Below are 16518 nucleotides of genomic sequence, written 5' to 3' on the forward strand. Positions count from 1 at the left end.
GAATGAAAAAAACATTATCATATTTTTTACTTGCTGGAATTATCGTCTTGTCATCGTGTAGAGAGAATGAACCAGAACCAGAACCACAAAATTTCGAAAATGGCACCAATGAATATGTGAATAACTGGATTTATGATAATATGAACCTCTATTACTATTGGACAGCTGATCTTCCGGGAAAGAGTATTGACGAGGAAAACCCTGAAGACTATTTCTACAGTTTAATCTCCAACAGTGATCGTTTTTCGTGGATTCAACCTAATTTTAGGGAATTGCTTAATTCATTGCAAGGTATTACTTTGGAATCTGGCTATGAATTCATTTTGTATAGGGATCAAGAAAATGAAAACAGAGTGATTGGACAAATCGCTTACGTAAAAAATGATTCTCCAGCTGAAAATGTAGGTCTTAAAAGGGGCGACTTATTTACAGCAATAAATGGTACAACTCTAACAATTGATAACTACAACAATCTATTAGGAAACATCCGTGAAAATCATAACTTAACAATAAGAAGATATGATTTTGAATCTGAAGTTTTTGATGAGCTTGGTAACATCGAATTGAACGCAATTCAATTCGCAGAAAATCCAAATCATTTGGACACTGTTTATACACGTAACGGCAAAAAAATTGGATATTATGTTTATAACCTCTTTGCAGTAGGGACAGATTCAGATAGTGCCGCATATGCAATGGAAATGGACAATATTTTCGAGGGTTTTAAATCTGCCGGAATAGATCACTTAGTTTTAGACCTTAGATATAATAGCGGAGGTGCTGAAAGAGCTACAATTAATCTTGCAAGTTTAATAGGATCCAATATTTCCGATCAGGATATATTCGTTAAAAGAGATTATAATGAAGGATTAAAACAAGCTTATATTAATGAATATGGTGAAGAGTCTTTAAATCGAAAGTTCGTATCCAAAGCTGAAAACATTGGTAATAATTTACAAAGTCCACAATTAACTGTCTTGACTTCTTCTAGAACTGCTTCTGCCTCTGAATTATTGATAAATGGTCTCAATCCATTTATGGATACCTACATTATCGGAGACACTACAGTGGGTAAAAATGTTGGTTCAACAAGCTTTTTTGAAGAGGACAATCCAGATAATAACTGGGGAATGCAACCCATTATTACGAAATCATTTAATAGTTTAAATCAATCAGATTATGATTTAGGTTTCTATCCCGACATTCCTTTAAGAGATAATTCACTAATTAAATTCGAATTGGGTGATGTGAATGAAAAATTATTAAGAGAAGCCTTAATCTACTTGGCAGGCTCTGATGAGGTTAGTAGAAAAATCACTTACAAAGAAATTCCATCTAAGGATATATTGGGCAGTATGGAATTAAAAAGAAGGTTTGGAATTTATGATATTGATTTGAAATAAGACAAATAGTAAGGTATTAATTCTACCAGTATAAAAAAAAGGAGGCTATATAAATTATAAGCCTCCTTTCTCAATTAAATATTTTAAGCCAGATCGTCTGGTAAGGGTTCAATATCAAACTTCATATCTAAAGAATCTCTAAAATCTTCAATCTCCTCTCCCATTTCTTCATCACCTTCTACAAAATTCCACATAATACTTAAAACAGTTCCTTTATCTTCAAGACTTTTTAAGTCTAATAATAAATCGAACAGGCACTTCGAAGAGGATGTATTAAAATATTTCAAATAAATATTTACGTCTAATTTTTCAGGATTCTTTGTTCCAAATGCCTTTAATTTGGATCTCAACATATTAAAAAGCATAACCACATCATCATCGTATGATTTTCCCTTTATTTGCAAAGTCCCATTTTCTTCATCAAATCGAACGTAAGGAGCAGCCTCTTTAGCTGGAATTTCTAATACACTCATTAAGAAGTTATTTTTAGTTTATTTGACAATAATAGTCATTATCCTGTTCTTTTCTTCAAAAAAAAGAATTCATGTAAGAAAAATTCGATTAATTAAACTTATTTATCGATTATTTGCAAAATGTTGTGTAAACAATTATTTAAGTTTAGATTTAAATTATGAATGCAAACAAGCACACTGACAATAACTTATACAAAAGTAAGGTTCAAAAGTATAGTACAATTCTCTATATATTAAACCTATTGTGTTTTGGCTGCCTTACATCTATATTTCTATACGGTGCATATAGCCTATTTAACCCAGACACTTCCTATCTATTAGGGATTTTAGTATTAGTACTTATTTCAGCTCTTACTAATAAATTTCTCCAAAAGCCTTACTGGTACATTAGACCTAAAGTTAGTCAAGTAATTTTTTCCAACTTATTTAATTCTATTACGCTTGTTTTTTCTATATTGTGTTTGATCCTTTTCTATTTCAACTATCAATCTGAAGGAAGCGGGATAGAATTTGGAATTTTCGGGTCCCTTATCCTCATTATTGGCTTGCCTCTATGCTATTATGTATGGATGATTTTTTCTCAAACAAACGAGAAAAGTATCGTTAATATTATAGGGAGCGAAGGTTTCATGAACTTTAAAAATTATGAAATCTATTTTGTACTCATATTCATTGCATTATTCGGACTTATTTATGATTTCTTACCCCAAAACGTAGAAACATTACTTTATTTACCCATAGTATTACTCATTATTTTTTCGCTACTCATTTTCGCACTAAATAATATAATTCACCAGACAATCATTAACTTTTTTAAATCATCAAAAACTATAAAAGAAAAAGGAAATGTAAATACCAATATAATAGGATTATATGAAAAGCAGCCATACCAACTAATAGCGGTACTTGATCACAATTTCTTTCAAAAGACGTTTGACGAGCAAAAATATTTGCTTTTTACTTTGAAGAGAATCTCTGCGATTGATGCTACAGACTATCTTCAAAAACTTTTGAATGATTGTGATAAAGAAAATCCTATTTACAAAACGTTAACAGAAATTCATAAATACTTAGCAAACGTAGGTCAAAAGTTAAATGAAATTACAAATCCGTATGAATTCATTGAACAGTCCAATGATATTGTTTTGATTAAGGCTCTGATCAGAAATCAAATATCGAATAATGATAAGAATTTGACAATTAAGCTTTTAAACGATAATAGAATTTCCATCAAGAAACCTGCTTGTATAATAGCTGGCTATTATGATGACATCAATATCATATCTACCTTAATTGAGCACTTAGAAAATCCTGATCTGAGCCATTGGGCTCAAATAGCATTAGGTAATATTGGAGAAAAGTCTATTAAGTATATAGAAATTGAATTCACTAAAAGGAAGCAAAACCTGCTATTTGTAGAATCTTGTTTTAGTCTAATTTGCCATATCGCGAGTGAAGATGGTTACAAATTACTCTTTAAATCTCTAAATGAACCCGATAGTAATTTAAGGAAAATTGCTGCGAAGAAAATTATTATACATAACGTTTTAGTTACAGATGACCACAGAAAGTATTTCAAAAAGCTTTTTGATGATTTAATCTTAACATTACTAAGCAATGGCTATCTAATGGAACAGCTTGATCGTAAAAATGAGAATTTCACAACTTTAAAAAATGCAATTGAGAATGAAAACAGAGAATCTCTGTACCTAATTATTAATATTATTAAATTGTATTATAATTCATTAGTGGCTGAACAGATATTCAAGAATTACAGAAAAAAAACAATGAATCTTCATGCAGCATCAAATTTACTTATTGATTTAGCTATAACTGATAATTTATCGGTTAAAAACAAGTTAAAGCTATTGTTCTCACCTCAAGAAAGACTTCTCTTAGAATCACTGCAAGAAGATTTTCCAGTAATCAATTTACGTCCTAAATTTAACAATGAGGAAGATTTGATATGGTTTATCCTTAAAAAAGAGTATGATCAAATTAATAGCTGGACAAGAACCTGTGCTCTCAATATTTTACAATATACTTACAAAGACGATATCCCATTTGAACTCGCCTCAGAGTTCCTCAATAAGAATCAGCTTTTAAAGGAAACAGCAGCAGCTAATATTTATAACAATTTGCCTGAATTTTACACAATTTTTCTTTCCCGACTCTCTGACAATGAATCTACACAAATTGATTACTTAATTCGATCAAACTTAGACGTAGCGAACCCAAAACAAGTTAATCAAGACAATCTTTTACTTGCAGATAAAATACAATTTTTAATCACTACCCCTTATCTAAATGATTTATCAGTTTCCGAAATTATCAATTTTCATGCGTACTTTAAGCCTAAAGTGTTAAAAGCAGGAGATCATCAAATATCTTTACAAGAAGAATTTAATTTAGGGTTTTGGCTACTCGAAACTGGAAATATTTCTTTCTCCAAAAACGGCGTTGATTTTTTTGATTATAAAAAAAGAGATATCATAAAAGTATCGGATCATGACAATCCATCAGAAAACGTTTATATACATTGTGAAGGTGATGTTAGATTTTTAATTGTAGAAGAATTGATTTTGATGAATATTATTGAAGACTATGATGAGATAATGCAAAAATATATCGATATCTTGCCAGATAAAAGCTCAAAAAAAATGATCACTCAATTAAATAAGGACGCTGCTTGAAATTACAAGTTTATTATATCACCATTTTTACGTTTCTGTTTTGCGCAAATCTTTCCATTTTTGCTCAAGTGCAACAGACTGAGCAATATAATATAAATGATTTCTTAGGTGAAAGACACTTCAAATCGGCAACTCAAGGAGATGATTTAAATATATATTTCAACACATCAAATGGTATATTGACTTATGATGGGAACGAATTTATTTCAATTGATTTAGAGAATAATAATATTCCAATCAATGCCATCCAGTTTTTTCAAAACGAACTTTATATAGCTTCCCAAAATTCCTTATTGAAGTATTCGCCATCTGAAGATTCTTTTACAAAAATTTCTGAAAAGGAAATATTGCAATTGAAAGCGTTCAACAATCAACTTTGGCTAATAACTAAAGACGAACTATTACTATGGGAAGATAACAAGCTCAAAAGTATTTACTTTTCTGAAAAAGATGAAGTTTTTCAGTCTTTAGAAGTCACAAATTCAAATTCATTTATTGGTCATTCTCAAGGGATAACAATTTTAGAAAAAGGTAAAAAAATCAGATCTTTTGGTACGTACTTAAATCCATCGAAACTTGTTTCTTCTGACTCATCAATATTCATACTGAGTGAAAATGCTATCTTCAACCTCAACAATGGTAAAATCTCAAGGGATTTTAAAAACGAATCCAAGTTGAACGATTTCTATATCGATGATGTAGGGAAAACATGGTTTATCGATGATCAGAATACAGTTAAGTTCAATGACCTAACAAGATCAGTGCCTCTTTATTCTGAAGGAGGAAAAAAGCTTCTAAAGGGCAGTTCGTTGTTTCAAGATAAAGAAAATAATCTATGGGTGCTTGGTGCTAATAGTTTATTCAAAATAACTCAAAATAACCCATTTTCTAGACTATATGAAGAGGGTACATTAGGGGTTTTTTCAGGTCAAAATAGTAATCTAATTGTCAAAAAAGATCAAGTTATAAACTACAATTTGGTTTCGGGTATCAGACGAATCAATATCCCGAAATTAGATCAAGCAACTTATCACTATCATGCTTTTCAACGCGACAATGATTGGATTATCTCACTTGATCAATCAATTTATTTACTTACTTCTTCACAAGACAAACTAATCACATTAAAACAGGAAAGTAATCACACGCCACTGAAAGCAATTAGCAAGGATAGCTATTTAGCAAAAGATAGTGCTGGCAAACTTTTCGTTACCAATTCAAAATTCGAACCATTAAAAAAGATTGATGGTGTTTTTGCACTCAATAAGGTAATTTCTGCAGGGAATAATACTATTGTATTTAGTAAAAACAACACAATAGCCGTTTTAGACAGCTTGGGAGAAGTTGAATCAAAATTGTCATTGAACGACACGATTAATTTTAAAAATATTATACCTAATAAAATTGGTTTTTGGTACTTTACTGACAAGAGCATATTTTCAGTAAGCCCAAAAGGAGTATTTAAAAAAATAAGTATCGATTTAAGCACTAACCTCAAGAATCAGCACATATTAAATTTATATGATGACAAGGAAGATAATTTATGGGTCTCATCCACAAACTATCTTCTAAAGATCCCTCTAATTCGAACAGATGAAAAAGTGTCTTACCAGAAGCCAGTACTATACAATAAGAGTGATTTTCTGTTTTCAACTTATTTCAAATCGGCAGTTAAAGATGATTTAGGACTCATTTGGTTCATCAATGAAGAAGGTATTTCAATTTATAATCCACTTAAAGAGATTCCGAACTTAGTAGCCCCTAGCGTAGAAGTTGATGATGCATTTGCATATAATTTGGACAATTTTAATAATCCGGTAGATACAGTTTTTCTAATGGAAAATAATAAAAATATAGGTATTAATTCCATTGTCGTTATTGAACCCAAAATAATAAATCATTTCAATACTGAAAAATCGTCTTTTGGCTATAGAAATTTAAGTACCAATCAATCTGAGAGAAGAATCGGTATTGAGCAAAAAATCATTCTCACTGGTTTACCAGAAGGACTTAATACAATTCAATTAAAAGCCTACAATAGTAATGGTATTGAAAGTGAAAACGAAGCCAATATCAACATTTACGTAACTCCACCAATTTGGAAGCGAAATTGGTTTTACATCACAAGTATTATTTCACTACTTTTAATTGGCTTTGTGGGTTACCGAACGGTCATAGGCATTAAAAATAGTAGAGCTAAAGAGCTTGAAGATCAATTGACAAAAGGATTAGAGGATTTGGAGAAAAAGTCTCACCTCCAAGTCTTAAAAGCTGAAAGATTAAAGCAATTAAATGAGCTTATTACATCTCAGAAAACAGAGCTAGAGAAAAAAAATAAGCAGATTGAGTCACAGAAATATGAATTATCATTAACTAATCAACAAATTAAAAAGCAAAAAGACCTTTTAGAAGAAACAAGTAGCAAACTTGGATCAAGTATTAATTATGCCAAAAGAATTCAAAATGCGCTGATGAGTACTGAGATTGAAATAAAGAAGGCATTTGAAGACAGCTTTGTTTATTTTTTACCTAGAGATGTGGTAAGTGGTGATTTTTTCTGGTTTAATAAAGCAACAAACAAAAAAGGAGAAGAATTACTAATTTTAGCAGCTGTAGACTGTACTGGTCACGGTGTTCCTGGAGCTATTGTAAGTGTGGTTGGAATGAACTTGCTAAATAATATTACTAAACTCAAAAAAATATATGACCCAGGTGAGATCTTGACTGAAATGAACCAAGACATAATCTCAGACTTGAGGCAAGATGAAACTCAAGTTAATGATGGTATGGACATGACTATTGTCACTTACAATACTGTCACCAAGCAATTATATTTTGCAGGGGCAAAAAACCCCTTGATGTATATAGAGGATGGAGAACTAATAAGAATAAAAGGTGACAAGCATGCCATAGGTGGCCAGCAAAGAGGTGAAGAGCGATCATTCACTACGCATCAATTGGATTTAACTGATGATAAGAAAAGAACATTCTATCTTTTCTCTGATGGGTATCAAGATCAATTCGGAGGAGAAAAAGGCTTCAAATATTTAGTTGGTAATTTTAAAAAATTACTTGTATCTATTCATAATAAAAATGTATTGGATCAAAAAACAATTTTGCATGAAGAAATTGAAGATTGGAAAGATGGATACGCTCAAACAGATGACATACTTGTAATAGGGTTTAAATTATGAATCAAAGGCTAAACCATATCATCATAAAATTCACGCAAAATGATAATATCAAAAGTGCTGATCAAGAACTGGGGTGGGTAGATTATTTCGCTACTTTTCTAAAAACCGGATTATCTTATAAATTAGAGAACGAAGTCACTATTACATATAAGAATGAACTAGATTTAATTACAGAAGAGGATTTTGAAAATGCAGACTTGATATTTTACATTCTATCGCCTGCTATGGTTTTTTCATCAAATATAAACCAAGATTCAAATGAGTTAGAGCAAGCTTTTAATTTTGACATTCCATTAATAAATTCGAAAATTAAAAAAGTATTTAAGGCACCTGTAAAAATTGAAGAATTACCTCTATCGCTTTCTACTCCAACCTATTATAGGTTCTATGATAACAGTCTAATAAATGAAGAAAACTACGAAACTTTTGAGGGCTGGAATCAATATCAAGATAATGAAAATTACTGGCAAGTTTTTGCAGATGTACTTTTAGATACCTTGTCAATATTAGATGAAGAAAAAATTGAAATTAAAAATAGAGTTTTCATTTCTGATAAAAACAAAAGCTATTTTCATTCTAGAAATAGAATCAAGAGAGAATTAAAGGCCTTCAGCTCAGAAATTTTTCCTGATGAAGATTTTTCTATCGAAGCAAATTATATGGCGGATCCAGAGGAATTTTTTATGAAAAAATGTGATATAGCAATCCATTTTCCAGATGAATTTATAGGATTAACAAGCGAAAAACGTAAAAAGGCATTTGATAAATTACCAGAAATAAAAAGATTGATCTGGTTTAGCCCTGCTGAAAGTAAAAATCCTGAAAAGAACGCTCAATACAATGAATTAAAGGTTCAATTAAAACCATATCCAAATATAGAAGCAGTTGAATCAACAATTGAAGAATTAAAAGAGATCATTAAGGAAAATATTAGTAAAATAAAACAGAAGAGTACAGCAGAGCAACAATCTACGAAAGATATTATCTATGTCATATCAGACAGTAAACTAAAATCAGAGAGTTTAAAGATTATTCAAAATGACGAAAGAATTTCGAAAAAATTTGATTTTAAGTTAATTGATAATGTAGAAAATGTAACTGACTATAGACTTTTACATTATGAGCTATTACGTAAAGCTGAATTTTTCTTTATCCTATTTTTCAAAAAGAACATACCATGGCTAAATTCCATGGCAGCTGAGATAAAAAAAGCGCCAGGATTTAGAAATGAGAAAGAAATATTAGGTAAGTATATTTTATATAATGATAACACTATATTAAATGAGGAGAAATTACAAGATTTTCAATTGATTGAAAAAGATGAACCGGAGCAAATAATTGAAATCATCAAAAAATTAGCGGTTTAGGTGCAAGAAAATAATATTTATAATAGGGACAATAAATTTAATCCATTTCCAGGTCTTCGACCTTTTGGGATAGAGGAAAGCTATCTTTATTTTGGACGTGAAGGCCAGAGTGATGAAGTATTGGCTATACTTGAAAAAAATCGGTTTGTTAATATTCTAGGTTCTTCAGGTACAGGGAAATCTTCATTGATGTTCTCCGGTGTAATACCAACTCTGCATGGGGGCTTCATTTCCAATGCCGGAAATGAGTGGGAAATTATTTCAGCAAAACCAGGACTGAACCCCATCAAGAATTTGGCTCTAGGTTTCAAAAAACACATAGAAAGTAAAGAGCAGGAAACAGATCTAACTCATAATTTGATTAATGAGTTTTTGTTTGAGGCAGTTCTTCATAAAAGTACAAAAGGTTTAAGTGACCTTTTCAAACTTAACAAACATTTAAAAGGAAAAAATTTATTACTATACTTAGATCAATTTGAGGAAATTTTCAGATTTAGAAAGTTAGGAGAAACAATTCATATCAATGAATCTTTAGCCTATGTAAACCTGATTCTAGAAGCTATAAAACAAACAGATGTTCCAATTTATGTAGCTTTATCTATGAGGTCAGATTTCTTGGGTGATTGTGAACAGTTCTCTGAATTGACGAATAAAATCAATGACAGTCATTACTTGATTCCACAGATGACTCGAGAACAAAAAAAGCTCGTTATAACTGGGCCAGTTGCAGTCGGAAATGCAAAAATATCTAATAGACTGGTGCAAAGGCTCCTCAATGAAATGGGGGATCGCTATGATCAACTCCCAGTTTTGCAACATGCCTTAATGAGAACTTGGAACTATTGGAAGGAAAGTGAAAACCAAAATGAACAATTAGATTTTATACATTATGAAGCAATTGGGGGCGTAAACGAAGCATTATCACGTCATGCTGATGAAGCCTTTTATGAATTAAATGAAGACGAAAAAGAGATTTGTGAAAAACTCTTCAAGACTATTACCGAAAAAAGAAGTGATAACGATGGGATTAGACGGCCTACCCCTCTGAAAGAAATTGCTCAGATTGTAGATGAAGAAGAATTTACCCTAATTAAAATCATCGATAAATTTAGAATAGCTGGTAGAGCCTTATTAACTCCGAGAGATGAAGTTGAATTAACAAGTGAATCAGTTATAGATATTAGCCATGAAGCTCTTATGAGGGTTTGGTATAGGCTTAGGAACTGGGTGCAAGAAGAATCACAATCTGCTCAAATCTATTTGCGATTATCGGAAGCGGCCAACAAGTACCAACAAGGCAGTGGTGGCTTATGGCGACCACCAGACTTGCAATTAGCTACTGAATGGAGAAATAGTACTAAGCCAACATTAAAATGGGCACTTCAATACGAAAATAATTTTGAAGCGGTAATCCTTTTCTTAGACAAAAGTGAAGAGTCCTATAAAAAGGAACTAGAAACGAAGGAACTACTACAAAGGAGACGGCTGAGGAGATCAAAATTTATTGCTACCATTTTAGGAACGGCTGCAGTTCTTTCACTCATATTTCTATTTTATGCCTTTAATCAAAGTAGAGTGGCAGAAAACCAGAGAGCAATTGCGGAGCTGAACTCTCGTGAGGCTGAAAAGAATTTACAAATAGCAAGAGATAGTGAATTAAAAGCGCAAAAGCAGAAGATTGAAGCAAATAAATCTAGTATTAGAGCAAATATAGAAAGAGAGCGAGCAGTGTTAAGTTCACTTTTAGCTCAAGAGGCTAGACAAGTGGAGAGGCAAGCTAGACAAGATTTAGCTGTTAAAGCTAGACAAGAAATTGAAGCAAATAAAAAGTTGCAAGCACAGCAAAAAAAATTAGAACAAACTAATGACCAATTAGAAGAAGAAAAGAAAAACTCGGAAAAATATAGCCTTAGAGCTATAGCTCAATCTCTAGCTGTTAAATCTCTTCAGATGGAGGACGATCAACTTAGAGCACACCTTGCCTATCTGGGGTTCCGGTATAATATTAATAATGAAGGTTATGAAAATAATAATGATGTCTATAACGGATTATTTTATGCTGTTAAGAACTTCGATCCCGATTACTATAATGCTTTCAAAAGTAAATCTACTGATGTCCGCTCATTACAATTTGTGAAAAACAAGTATTTGTATACTACAGGTACTTCCGGAAGAATTAATGCTTGGGAAGTTGAAAATATGAGAGCCAATAGAAGTATTGTCATTTTTGATGAAGAAGGTGTTTTTGTCAAAAAAATCTATGTAGATAAAGAAAATCAAATTCTAGTGGCTCTTACCGATGCCTCAGACTTTTACGTTATTGATATCTCGAGTAGAATTAGGGATGTTAAAAAATATACTGTCCCAAATAGTTATGCTTTTGACATCAGCTTTATTGAAGGAACAACTGATTTTTATTTATCAGCATCTGATAATTATGTTTACAAATTCGCCAATAATGAATTAAAGCCACATCTCCGCACAAATAGTAGGATTTATGATATGGAACTCCTAGATAACAATCTGCTTGCAACAGGTAATAATAACGGGAAAATTGATCTATGGAATTTAACAACTAAATCAGTCAGTTCAACAATAAGAGCAGCAAATGGTAAGACCATTCACTCTTTGGCTTTTTCAGATAATATTCTGGCCTCCGGTGATAACTCAGGGCAGGTAAACCTTTTTTACTTAGATGAGAATTATGAGGTGCGTAATTCTGTAACACTTAGAGGAAGTGATGGAGAAATTATGACAGATTTAACTTTCAATGAAGCTGAAAAACAAATTATAGCAGCTAGCACTAAGGGGACAATTCGGATATGGAATTTAATTGATCCTGATGAATTCCCAATGATAATCAATGAACCAGGGTCATGGGTCAATGCTATAGCCCTTATGGATAAATCTCATATTTTTGCTGGATGTAAAGATCAGGTTTTTAGATTATATCCTATCAAAAGTGAGCTTTTGGCTGAAACTTTGAAGCAACAAATGAAAAGAGATATTACCAAGGAAGAATGGGATAGATATATTGGTGATGACCTTAATTATAACCCCGTTTTCGAACAAAGTAAATTTATCGATCAGTCACGATGAGTAAATATATTGTTATACTACTATTTTTGGTTGGATTTTCAGCGCATTTACATGCACAGTCAAGCTGTGAAAGAAGTTTAAACGAAGCGAGAGCAGATTACTCAAATGGTAATCTTTATGCAGTGCCAGGTAAACTAGCTGATTGCTTGGAAGACGGTTACACTAAAATAGAAAAAGTAGAAGCCCTTAGATTACTTACTTTAACCTACATAAATATTAATCAACAAGAAAAAGCGAGGGAAACATTAATTAAATTATTAAACTTAAAAACCGACTACCAAGCAATTAGAAATGAAGATCCCTCTGAATTGTACTCCCTGTATAAAAAAATAGACACCGATATAAAGTATTTTTTTGGTATAACATTCGGTTCAAATCTAAATACCATAGGCGTAAAGTATAGAAGGACTACTTTACCTTTTGAATCAGATCAATATCGTTACACTCCAAAAATATCAATTCCACAAGTGGGTATTCAATTCCTTTATCCGCTTACAAAAAATATTATTGCTGGAGCAGAGATACAGTATCAAAATCAGAAATACTCCTACACTGAAACTAATGATTATGGTGGTGAAGACGTAACAACTATCACCTATGATAGTAATAATGAGGGAGTCAATCTTAACTTGGTTTTAAGATATATGCAAGATTTTTACGTATGGAAACCATTTATTGAAATTGGCAGCACTGTTAGAACTAATTTTTCTTACGAAATATCAAATTATATAAGTGATTTTGACCCCACAGCCGATGAAGAAAATATAAATGAAACAATACCAGTTAATTCAGACAGAGTTATCTTTAATTTCGCATTAAATGCCAATTTAGGGACTATGATAAAGCTTGGCGAAAATTATGGGGAAATTAAATTTGGTGTTAGCAATTATTTTAGAAATCATCTGAATGAACAAGCTCGTTCAGAGGTTTATACTTCAACTATTCTTGATGGAATGGTCCTTAAAGATGATGATTATACAAACATAGTTTACCAAATCACTTTTACATTTAACTTACCTTTTTTTAATTTCCAATGAAACGTAAATTCTTTCTCCATATAGCTTTCATTATGCTCTTGCCGATGGCTTCCTGCAATCTGGAGCCTTTGGAAGAAGACCAACTTCCAAGTTTTGACAAATTATATGCTGTTTCAGAAAATATAGAAGCAATAGATTTCATTTGTAAACCTGACGCAAGCGGATATATCATTGTTGGGAATTTAACATCAAGTGATAATTCAAATTCAGACATCATCATCATTGATGTCGGAGCCAATGGAATCCAACAGAATTTTCATCGAATCTATACTCCGCAACATGATGAAGCAGTTGCCATAAAATTAAATGAAAATGACAATTCAGTATTTATTTTAGCTCATAGGAAATCTGATCAATCACAAGATATCATTGAGCAAAATTTGATATTGAAAGCCAATCTTCAAGGCGTCCCCGTACGTGCTAGTAATGCAAGCATTGAAGATACAGTGTCAGCTGAAATTAAGGTTTTAACACCAGAAAATAATAACCAATTAATTAGATTAAACGACTTTTTGATAACGCCTCCAAATTTAATATGTGTTGGTCAAATAAGACTTTCTCCCGCTGGAAACTACAGCCGCGTGACACAAATCTTTAATATTAGTTCTGTTGATTTTAACAATAGCAATGATTCCACTATTATAGAATTTCGACAGAAGCCTGACCAGAAAAATTATAGCAATAGCGAGCTCTTCAAAATAACGAATGGTAATGTTCCGTCTGCCGTATACGAAGTAATTGGCCAGAATATTAGTGAGAATCCTGATGGTGATGGAAGCGAACCTTCTCAAAATATTACTTGGGATGCGTATACCGATTTAGAATCGAGTGCCGGTGAACCAATATTTATTGGTACAGATCGAGATGAAAAATTCGGTGATATATTGTATCACAGCAATGGTAAAAATTATATAGCTGGAAATTATGAAAACACCGATTCTGCTACTCTTTTTTTGATTACAAAAGAGTATACTGGATTTAATAATAATAGAGGTCAAAATGTATATGCCTTTTCCAACTATGGAAACGAAGTCATGAGCCTAACCGAAGATAGTGATGGGAATATCATTATGGCTACGAAAAAAGAAAATGAAATGGATAATAATAATACTTCACATCTTTTAAAATTTTCACAATCTGGAGTACCAATTGAAAATCAAGAGTTTGAATTTAGAGGTACTGGTTTAGATAATGTGGTTCGAAAAATTGAAAGCGAGCCGGGAAACATACTTGTAATCCTATCTCAAAAAACATTTGACAATAATTCGACAGCCATAGGATTAATGAAGATAAAATTTTAGTAAAATTCTATTATTAGATATAAATTTGCCAGATACTCCCCAGTTTGTTATATTGTAAGTTACACTAAACCATAAAATTACGAAACACATCTACAATTATATCAGATTTATTTTAGCTTTAATCTCATTTACATTAGTGGGTTTTAATAGTTATTCTCAAGTCAACATCACCACTGCTGATTTAAGTAATATATGTGTTGGTGGCGGTTACTACGGTCTTGGAGATATTACAATAGCAGAAGATGCTATTGATGATTTCAGCGTTGGTACTGATGTATTTTTTAGAATTGATGCTCCAGTAAATTTTGAATTTAAAGCTGTATCTGGAAGTCCCTCTTTCTATTCATTTACGTCTAATGAATTAAACATTGATGCTATTACTATTACAGCATCCTATGTTGAAATTCAGTATGACGTTACGGCAACTGCCGCTATTGATGAATTTACAATTCAAAATTTGCAAGTCAGAGCCATCAGTGGCGCCAGCATTGAAAATTTATCCAAAGGAACACCTTCTGGTCTTGAAGGTGTTATTAATTTCCCCGCCTCTCCAACATTTGGAGAGTTCAGTAGTATTGAAGCCCCCACTGTTCTTGTTCAGCCAATAAACACTGATGTTTGTGAAGGTGACGATGCTACTCTTTCTGTAACTGCGGATGGTGCTATTTTAAACTATCAATGGGAGAGAAATGCAGGATCTGGATTTGAAATAATTGATGGATCTTTGCCAGATGCAGCAGATTATGCAAATTTCAATACTCCTACCTTACAAATAAACAATGCATCTACAGCAATAAATGGCTATGATTACAGAGCTGTAATAACTGGAGTATGTTTACCAGTAGAAACTTCTAATACCATTAATCTTACGGTAAATCCGACTCCCCCCGCTCCATCTGTAACTAATCAAAATGAAGAAATCTGTTTGGGGGAAACTGTAACTTTGCCAGTTGCAAGCGGAGGAGCAGGTAATTTTCGGTGGTACAATGATGCAAATCTAACCTCATTCATAATTGAAAAAGCGAATCCCACTGCAGCAGAAATTGGATTTGATAATAGTACTGCCGGAACTTACACAGTGTATGTTACAGAAAATTCTGCACAGAGCTGCGAAGGTGAAGCTACTACTGTTTCTTTGATCGTAAATCCTGGTGTAAACAGCACCACAATAACTACGAACACTACCCCTTCTTCAACTTCTGTTTGTGATAGCGAAACTTTAACATTTACACTTACAAATACAGGTACGACTAGAAAATATCAACTGCTTGACAATTCTAATGCTCCGTTCAGTTCTGAAGTATTAGGCAATGGAGGAAGTCTTCAAATTACTTCAGATGCATTTGTAAGAGCAACTTATGGAGCAGACGAAACTATTAGAGTAAGAGAAACTATCTTAAGTACGGGTTGCACAGCAATATTAACTTCTCCATCGAATGTAAATACAATTACTATTAATGAGTTGCCGACTGTTACGCTTAACAGTGATGATTTAGATAATACCATTTGTAATGGAAGTACTATTGTCTTCACCGCTGGGGGTGCCACTAATTATCAGTTCTTTATCAATGGAAATCCTGTTCAAGGACCTTCTATTATCAATACCTTTACAACCTCTACCCTCGCAGATGGGGACCTAGTTTCTGTTACAGGAACTGATGGCAATAGTTGCTCTAACTCCCCGGTCGGAATCACTATCACTGTGGAAGACGCACCAGCTGCCCCTACTATCATCTCCTCTTCAGGATCTACTGTCTGTGACGGCAGTAACCCAGAGGTGACCTTGACCAGTCAGGCAGCTCCTAATGGTGGGGCTTATCAATGGTATAAAAATGGTGCTGAAATTAGCGGTGAAACAAATCAAACCATTAACATCAGTGACCCTGCCGGTAGCGGTAATTATTCTGTTGCTGTTACCGATGGTAACAATGCTGCTTTTTGTCTAAGTCCT

Annotated in this window: 9 protein-coding genes; 8 read left to right on the forward strand and 1 reads right to left on the reverse strand. The window is 32.6% G+C overall.

Annotated elements, in window-relative coordinates:
- The first annotated feature begins 2 nt into the window (after window positions 1–2).
- Window positions 3–1403, forward strand: a complete 1401-nt coding sequence (locus B9Y84_RS05135; RefSeq protein ID WP_085515997.1) for a S41 family peptidase — start codon at window positions 3–5, stop codon at window positions 1401–1403.
- 83 nt (window positions 1404–1486) lie between these two features.
- Here B9Y84_RS05135 and B9Y84_RS05140 read toward each other — a convergent pair whose 3' ends face one another.
- Entirely contained in the window at window positions 1487–1876 is a 390-nt protein-coding gene (locus tag B9Y84_RS05140; RefSeq protein ID WP_085515998.1) for a DUF1987 domain-containing protein, read from the reverse strand.
- Between the two features lie 629 nt (window positions 1877–2505).
- Between B9Y84_RS05140 and B9Y84_RS05145 the strand changes: the two genes are divergently transcribed.
- From B9Y84_RS05145 to B9Y84_RS05175, 7 genes are all read left to right on the forward strand, one after another.
- The gene (locus B9Y84_RS05145) at window positions 2506–4569 is read left to right on the forward strand and encodes a hypothetical protein (RefSeq protein WP_139827944.1); all 2064 of its coding nucleotides are present in this window, start codon (window positions 2506–2508) and stop codon (window positions 4567–4569) included.
- The gene (locus B9Y84_RS05150) at window positions 4566–7763 is read left to right on the forward strand and encodes a SpoIIE family protein phosphatase (protein ID WP_139827945.1); all 3198 of its coding nucleotides are present in this window, start codon (window positions 4566–4568) and stop codon (window positions 7761–7763) included. Before B9Y84_RS05145 ends, B9Y84_RS05150 begins: the two co-directional genes overlap by 4 nt.
- A complete protein-coding gene (locus tag B9Y84_RS05155; RefSeq protein WP_085516001.1) occupies window positions 7760–9130 on the forward strand; it encodes a hypothetical protein in 1371 nt (456 codons plus the stop codon). Before B9Y84_RS05150 ends, B9Y84_RS05155 begins: the two co-directional genes overlap by 4 nt.
- Window positions 9131–12229: a WD40 repeat domain-containing protein gene (locus B9Y84_RS05160; RefSeq protein ID WP_085516002.1), complete on the forward strand. Its 3099-nt coding sequence runs from the start codon at window positions 9131–9133 to the stop codon at window positions 12227–12229.
- Window positions 12226–13266 (forward strand): hypothetical protein, encoded by a 1041-nt coding sequence (locus B9Y84_RS05165; protein WP_085516003.1) that lies wholly within the window; start codon window positions 12226–12228, stop codon window positions 13264–13266. Before B9Y84_RS05160 ends, B9Y84_RS05165 begins: the two co-directional genes overlap by 4 nt.
- Entirely contained in the window at window positions 13263–14567 is a 1305-nt protein-coding gene (locus B9Y84_RS05170; RefSeq protein ID WP_085516004.1) for a hypothetical protein, read from the forward strand. The genes B9Y84_RS05165 and B9Y84_RS05170 overlap by 4 nt, the downstream gene beginning before the upstream one ends.
- A 136-nt stretch (window positions 14568–14703) precedes the next feature.
- Window positions 14704–16518: Ig-like domain-containing protein (locus B9Y84_RS05175; protein WP_176223720.1), on the forward strand; the 1815-nt coding region annotated here is incomplete at its 3' end.

This window comes from Marivirga sericea, from assembly GCF_900177665.1.
Taxonomy (GTDB): Bacteria; Bacteroidota; Bacteroidia; order Cytophagales; family Cyclobacteriaceae; genus Marivirga; species Marivirga sericea.

What these genes read in the sequence shown, in the direction of transcription:
- B9Y84_RS05145 (WP_139827944.1), top strand. Translation starts at nt 2,506, where the DNA reads ATGAACTTTAAAAATTATGAAATCTATTTTGTACTCATATTCATTGCA.
- B9Y84_RS05155 (WP_085516001.1), top strand. Translation starts at nt 7,760, where the DNA reads ATGAATCAAAGGCTAAACCATATCATCATAAAATTCACGCAAAATGAT.
- B9Y84_RS05135 (WP_085515997.1), top strand. Translation starts at nt 3, where the DNA reads ATGAAAAAAACATTATCATATTTTTTACTTGCTGGAATTATCGTCTTG.
- B9Y84_RS05165 (WP_085516003.1), top strand. Translation starts at nt 12,226, where the DNA reads ATGAGTAAATATATTGTTATACTACTATTTTTGGTTGGATTTTCAGCG.
- B9Y84_RS05170 (WP_085516004.1), top strand. Translation starts at nt 13,263, where the DNA reads ATGAAACGTAAATTCTTTCTCCATATAGCTTTCATTATGCTCTTGCCG.
- B9Y84_RS05140 (WP_085515998.1), bottom strand. Translation starts at nt 1,876, where the DNA reads ATGAGTGTATTAGAAATTCCAGCTAAAGAGGCTGCTCCTTACGTTCGA.